At 31.5% G+C, this 4,656-nt stretch carries 4 protein-coding genes; 2 read left to right on the top strand and 2 right to left on the bottom strand.

Annotated features, from left to right (window positions below):
- Positions 1-149 precede the first annotated feature (149 nt).
- Positions 150-1,610 carry a transposase gene (locus Q0W26_RS11435; RefSeq protein WP_298525530.1) on the top strand — a complete coding sequence of 487 codons (1,461 nt, stop codon included), beginning with the start codon at positions 150-152 and terminating at the stop codon, positions 1,608-1,610.
- 51 nt (positions 1,611-1,661) lie between these two features.
- Here the strand turns inward: Q0W26_RS11435 and Q0W26_RS11430 are convergent, their stop codons facing one another.
- Both Q0W26_RS11430 and Q0W26_RS11425 read right to left on the bottom strand, forming a co-directional pair.
- Complete coding sequence (locus Q0W26_RS11430; RefSeq protein WP_298525527.1) at positions 1,662-1,811, bottom strand: hypothetical protein; 150 nt, start codon at positions 1,809-1,811, stop codon at positions 1,662-1,664.
- Positions 1,812-1,943: 132 nt separating this feature from the next.
- The gene (locus tag Q0W26_RS11425) at positions 1,944-3,335 is read right to left on the bottom strand and encodes a carbon starvation protein A (protein WP_298525524.1); all 1,392 of its coding nucleotides are present in this window, start codon (positions 3,333-3,335) and stop codon (positions 1,944-1,946) included.
- 403 nt (positions 3,336-3,738) lie between these two features.
- Here Q0W26_RS11425 and Q0W26_RS11420 point away from each other — a divergent pair, with 403 nt between their 5' ends.
- A complete protein-coding gene (locus tag Q0W26_RS11420) occupies positions 3,739-4,452 on the top strand; it encodes a CPBP family intramembrane glutamic endopeptidase (RefSeq protein ID WP_298525521.1) in 714 nt (237 codons plus the stop codon).
- The last annotated feature ends 204 nt before the right edge of the window (positions 4,453-4,656 follow it).

The raw sequence follows: 4,656 nt of genomic DNA, 5'->3' as shown, positions 1-4,656 counted from the left end.
GTTATCATGACAATTTTAGACAGAGCCTTCTTAACTTATTATTCTTAATAAAAGTTATTAAAATCTATTTATATTAGAAATAACAAATATATAAGTAATTATAGTTAATTCTATAATTATTCAATTTAATATAGGAGTTTCTGATTGATATGATTTGGAATAACAATATTTTGAGTGATAAAAGTAGGGAAATTGATGAAATGGAGGAAGAATTTCAACTTATGTACCTTGCATCAACAATCGTTGATGGTACTTTCAATTTCTTTAAAATTGAACGAAAAACTTCCAAAGTGGGAAAACCTCCTTTTAACCTTAAAGATATGATAAAACTAATTTTTTATGGATATATGAATAAAATAACAAGCACTGTGGAATTGGCTTACAACGCAAAGTATAATCATTTGTATAATTGGATTTCACATGGCATTGAACCAAGCGATAGGACAATACGGGATTACTGTAAGTATTTTCAACCAATTTACCAGTTAATCATGAGTTTTATTTTAATTGTGGCCAATAGGATTGGTTTAACTGATTTTGAACATATTGCAATCGACGGAACAATTAAAGGCGCTTACAATTCGCCTTTCAATATAATTAAAGAAAAAGACATTAGTTTATTAATAAAGCATTATATGGTTGAAGAATTGTCAAAAGAAGAAATAAAAAAGCTTAGAAGAACAGCACGAAAATTTTTAGAGGATAAATCAAAATCGGATGAAGAAAAAGTTGATATTCTTTTTTATTGGCGACATTTGTTGGATTATTCTGGCCAGGTGTCGCTTGCTTTAAACGATTATGATGCTCGACTCATGAAAACTAAAGATAATGGTCAGAAATATCCTAAATTTTCATTTAACATTCAGTTGGGCACTGATACGAAATCGAAGCTAATATGTGGAGTTAATGCAGTTCAAAATCCCACGGATCACTATCAAATTCCTGCATTAATGAATCAAATCCTCGTTAATTTACAAATTAAACCCCAAAAAATTAGCGCGGATACAATCTATTCAACACTAGCAAATTTGAATTATCTAGATTCATTAGGAGTAACTGCTTTAATTCCAACAAAACAGCAAAATAGAGAGAATTCAGGTAATCTACCTGACAATCCATTTGCTATAGATTATTTTGTTTTTGATGAATATAAAAATGTTTTCATTTGTCCAAATAATGAAGAATTAACCCTTGATGGAGCATATCGTGCTCCACAAGAAAAAGGAGGTGGAAATAAAATCAAATTAGTCTATTCAAACTACCAAGCCTGCAAAAATTGCAAATACAAAGGAACATGCTACACAACCAACCACAGAACAATAACAAGATACGTTCACGAAGTTACATACAAAGTAGAACGATTAATGTCCACTAAAGACGGAATAAAAGACTATAAACTACGCTCAAAGACAGTAGAAGCACACAACGGATCTTTCAAAAGAATTTATCACTACGATTACATTCCCATAATTGGCTTAAAAAGAGTACAGAATCTAATGTTCACAATTGTAGCATCCTACAACCTAATAAGACTATTTAATCTCATTAAAGAGAATAAAATGGATTTATATTCAATTATAAGTGCAATACAGTTCATATCACAAACTTAAAAAAACCAGGTTATCAAAATCAAAAAAAGGAGAAATTAAAAATGTTCAAAATTAAATAATTTCTGCCAACACTCGCAATGCTTCCTCATTATCACCGGATTCAGCCATTTCCAAAACAACTGGATTATAATTTCTTGCAACGATGTCTTGAATATAATTTGTTCCTGTAGATATACATTCGACTACAACAATATTTCTCATTTGACACACTTCCTTATGTTTAAAAATTTTATTTTTATTCATTTTTAAAGTTTCCCTAATATTTCATGCAATCGCTGACTTTGAAGCAGTACAAGTATCTCTAATTTAAATGGCTGAACTTCAATTCAGGGTTTAAATATTTCTGTATTTTTTCACGAATATTACTGTAATAATAGCCGTTGCAACAATAGCTATTGCGTTTGCAATCATAGATGGCAACTGTAATCCTTCAGGGGCCTGTAAAATATATCCTATAGTAATTAAAATACAGAAAACAGCCGGAAGTAGCGTTATTATATACAATTTTCCTTTTTTCATCAGATAAACTGTGGCTGAAAGAAGTACGCTGACAGCTATTATTAACTGAGCCCATGCAACATATCTCCACACCAGATTAAAGTCAATGAAAGTCAATGCATAAGACACAATAAATATCGGGAGAGCCAGTTTCAATCTTGAAAGGAGTTTATCCTGATTGATGTGCAATTCATCGGCTAATGTGATTCTGGAACTTCGAAGTGCAGTGTCTCCGGTTGTAATTGGACAGACCACAATACCAATAATGATTAAAATCACTCCAATTGGGTCAAGTAGTTTTGTAGCCATCTCATTTACTGCAACGGCAGGTGCTGCGGCATATATTGCACCAAGTTGCGGTTGGCCATGGAAAAATGCTAATGCGACTGCTGCCCAACAAAGAGCAGTTATACCCTCCAAAACCATTGCACCGAAAAATACTGGTCTTGAATCATTTTCAGTTTTTATGCATCTTGCAACAATAGGTGACTGTGATGCGTGAAAACCGGAAATAGCACCACATGCAATTGTAACGAACAGGAATGGGAAAATCGGATTGTCAGACAAGTATAAACCCTGTGTTGTAAATTCAGGAATGGTGTATCCCGGATTTAATATTACGGCTCCAGTTATCAAAACCACCATTATCATGAACAAAACTCCCATAATAGGATACACTTTCCCGATAATCTTATCAACGGGCAGTAATGTGGCAATAATGAAATAACCAAATATTGCTGCTGTCCAGATATATAATGGAATGCTTGTCAAGTTACTGAGAAGGGCTGCAGAACCTGTTGAAAACACCGCCCCCACAAATATCCCTGTTATGACAGTGACGACTGCAATGAATTTTTGTGCAGTGGTACCCAAATATTTGGATATGATGTGGGGCATGGTGGAACCGTCATCCCGTAAAGATAAGAACCCTGAGAAGAAATCATGCACTGCACCAATGAAAATGGTACCCAGTGTAATCCATAGAAATGCTGCAGGACCGAATAAAGCACCTTGAATCACTCCAAATATTGGCCCTGTTCCTGCAATATTTAGAAACTGAACTAAAAATGCTTTAATTCGAGACATTGGCATATAATCAACACCATCTTCAAACCTATGAACTGGTGTTTGCCTGTTTTCATCAATGTCTGCGACTTTTTCTAAAATTTTACCATAAATGAAGTATGATGCAATTAATACTGCAAGACAAATTAAAAAACTGTACATTATTATAAACTCTTAATTTGAACATATTTAATTGTTTTCATGAAAATTATATGCAATCATTAATCATAAATGATATAATTAATTCTAAATTAATTTCTGTTGGTAATCAATATAGTTAGACTCAGAAATCTCCTTTACATCATCTATTTCTAACATCTTCATTCAATAAAAGTGAATCCTGATTATGCAATTTTTGGTTCTTTTTAACCATTTCGTGTTACTGTTGGCGTAATAATATTAGGCATATGCAACATATTTATATTTTTATTGGATAATGATTCAAATCTTAAAGTGCTATAGTAAATAGGAACATACGCATACATGAAGCAAAAACACATATTCATATAATTGTGTTGTGACACTTCCTTAAATTTATATACTAATTACGAATAGAATAATCATTATGGAAAATGATTATTTCAGATTTGAAGATACGGAGCATGATATTCCGTTTTACAATGGAAATCCTAAACTTAGTTCCTCAAAATTAATTGTATTATTTCTTGGATTTTGTTTAACATTCTGCATACCTTTCATTGAATTTGGAGACATGGTGCTTCTAAAAGCAATATTATCATGTTTTATACCTTTAATTGCAGTATGGTATTCTTTAGATGGCAACTTATCAGAGATTTTTAGAAAACCTGAAAAAAATGATATAAAAATTATAATCATTGGTTTGATAAGCGTTTTCCTGGTAATGGGTATAGCCACTTTAATTGCAAAAGTATTTGGAATTCCTTCACAGTCACATAAAGCATATGCGGGCACTCCAATAATAACTATCCTATCCACTATTATACAACTTGTTGGTGAAGAATTATTCAAATTCATAGGAATCGTATTGCCTATGATTTTCACATATAAATATATTGGCCGTAAAGGCGCGATAATTGTGGGAATTATTGTTTCACAGTTTATATTTGCACTGGCACACATATCAGCATACGGATCAAATATTGCAGATTTAATATTGACAATAGGTATAGGTTCTATTGTATTTCCATTAATTTATGTAAAAACAAAGAATATCACCATATCTTATTTGGTGCATTTAATTTGGGATTTTATAGGTATTCTGCCAGTAATTTTTGGCCTAGCAACGCTACTGTTTTAAATTAATTCAGATTTTGCAAAATATTCATTTAATATAACAACAATATCAAAATCTACTCAAAATTTTATGAAATCAGCCAAATTTAAAAATTAAAGAAAAATATTAAAAAAATCTTTTAAGAGGAGATAAAATGAAAAAACATTTTTTAATAACGTTGATTTTAATTCTTTTTATATCTTTAGGTACAGTTTGTTCTACTGAGTC

This window comes from uncultured Methanobrevibacter sp., assembly GCF_947169325.1.
Taxonomy (GTDB): Archaea; Methanobacteriota; Methanobacteria; order Methanobacteriales; family Methanobacteriaceae; genus Methanocatella.
The sequence above is the reverse complement of the archived record's forward strand: the minus strand, read 5'-3'. Positions and strand labels throughout refer to the sequence as shown.

Bases quoted from the DNA above. Each gene is read 5' to 3' on its own strand.
- Q0W26_RS11435 (WP_298525530.1), top strand. From the start codon at position 150: ATGATTTGGAATAACAATATTTTGAGTGATAAAAGTAGGGAAATTGAT.
- Q0W26_RS11430 (WP_298525527.1), bottom strand. From the start codon at position 1,811: ATGAGAAATATTGTTGTAGTCGAATGTATATCTACAGGAACAAATTAT.
- Q0W26_RS11425 (WP_298525524.1), bottom strand. From the start codon at position 3,335: ATGTACAGTTTTTTAATTTGTCTTGCAGTATTAATTGCATCATACTTC.
- Q0W26_RS11420 (WP_298525521.1), top strand. From the start codon at position 3,739: ATGGAAAATGATTATTTCAGATTTGAAGATACGGAGCATGATATTCCG.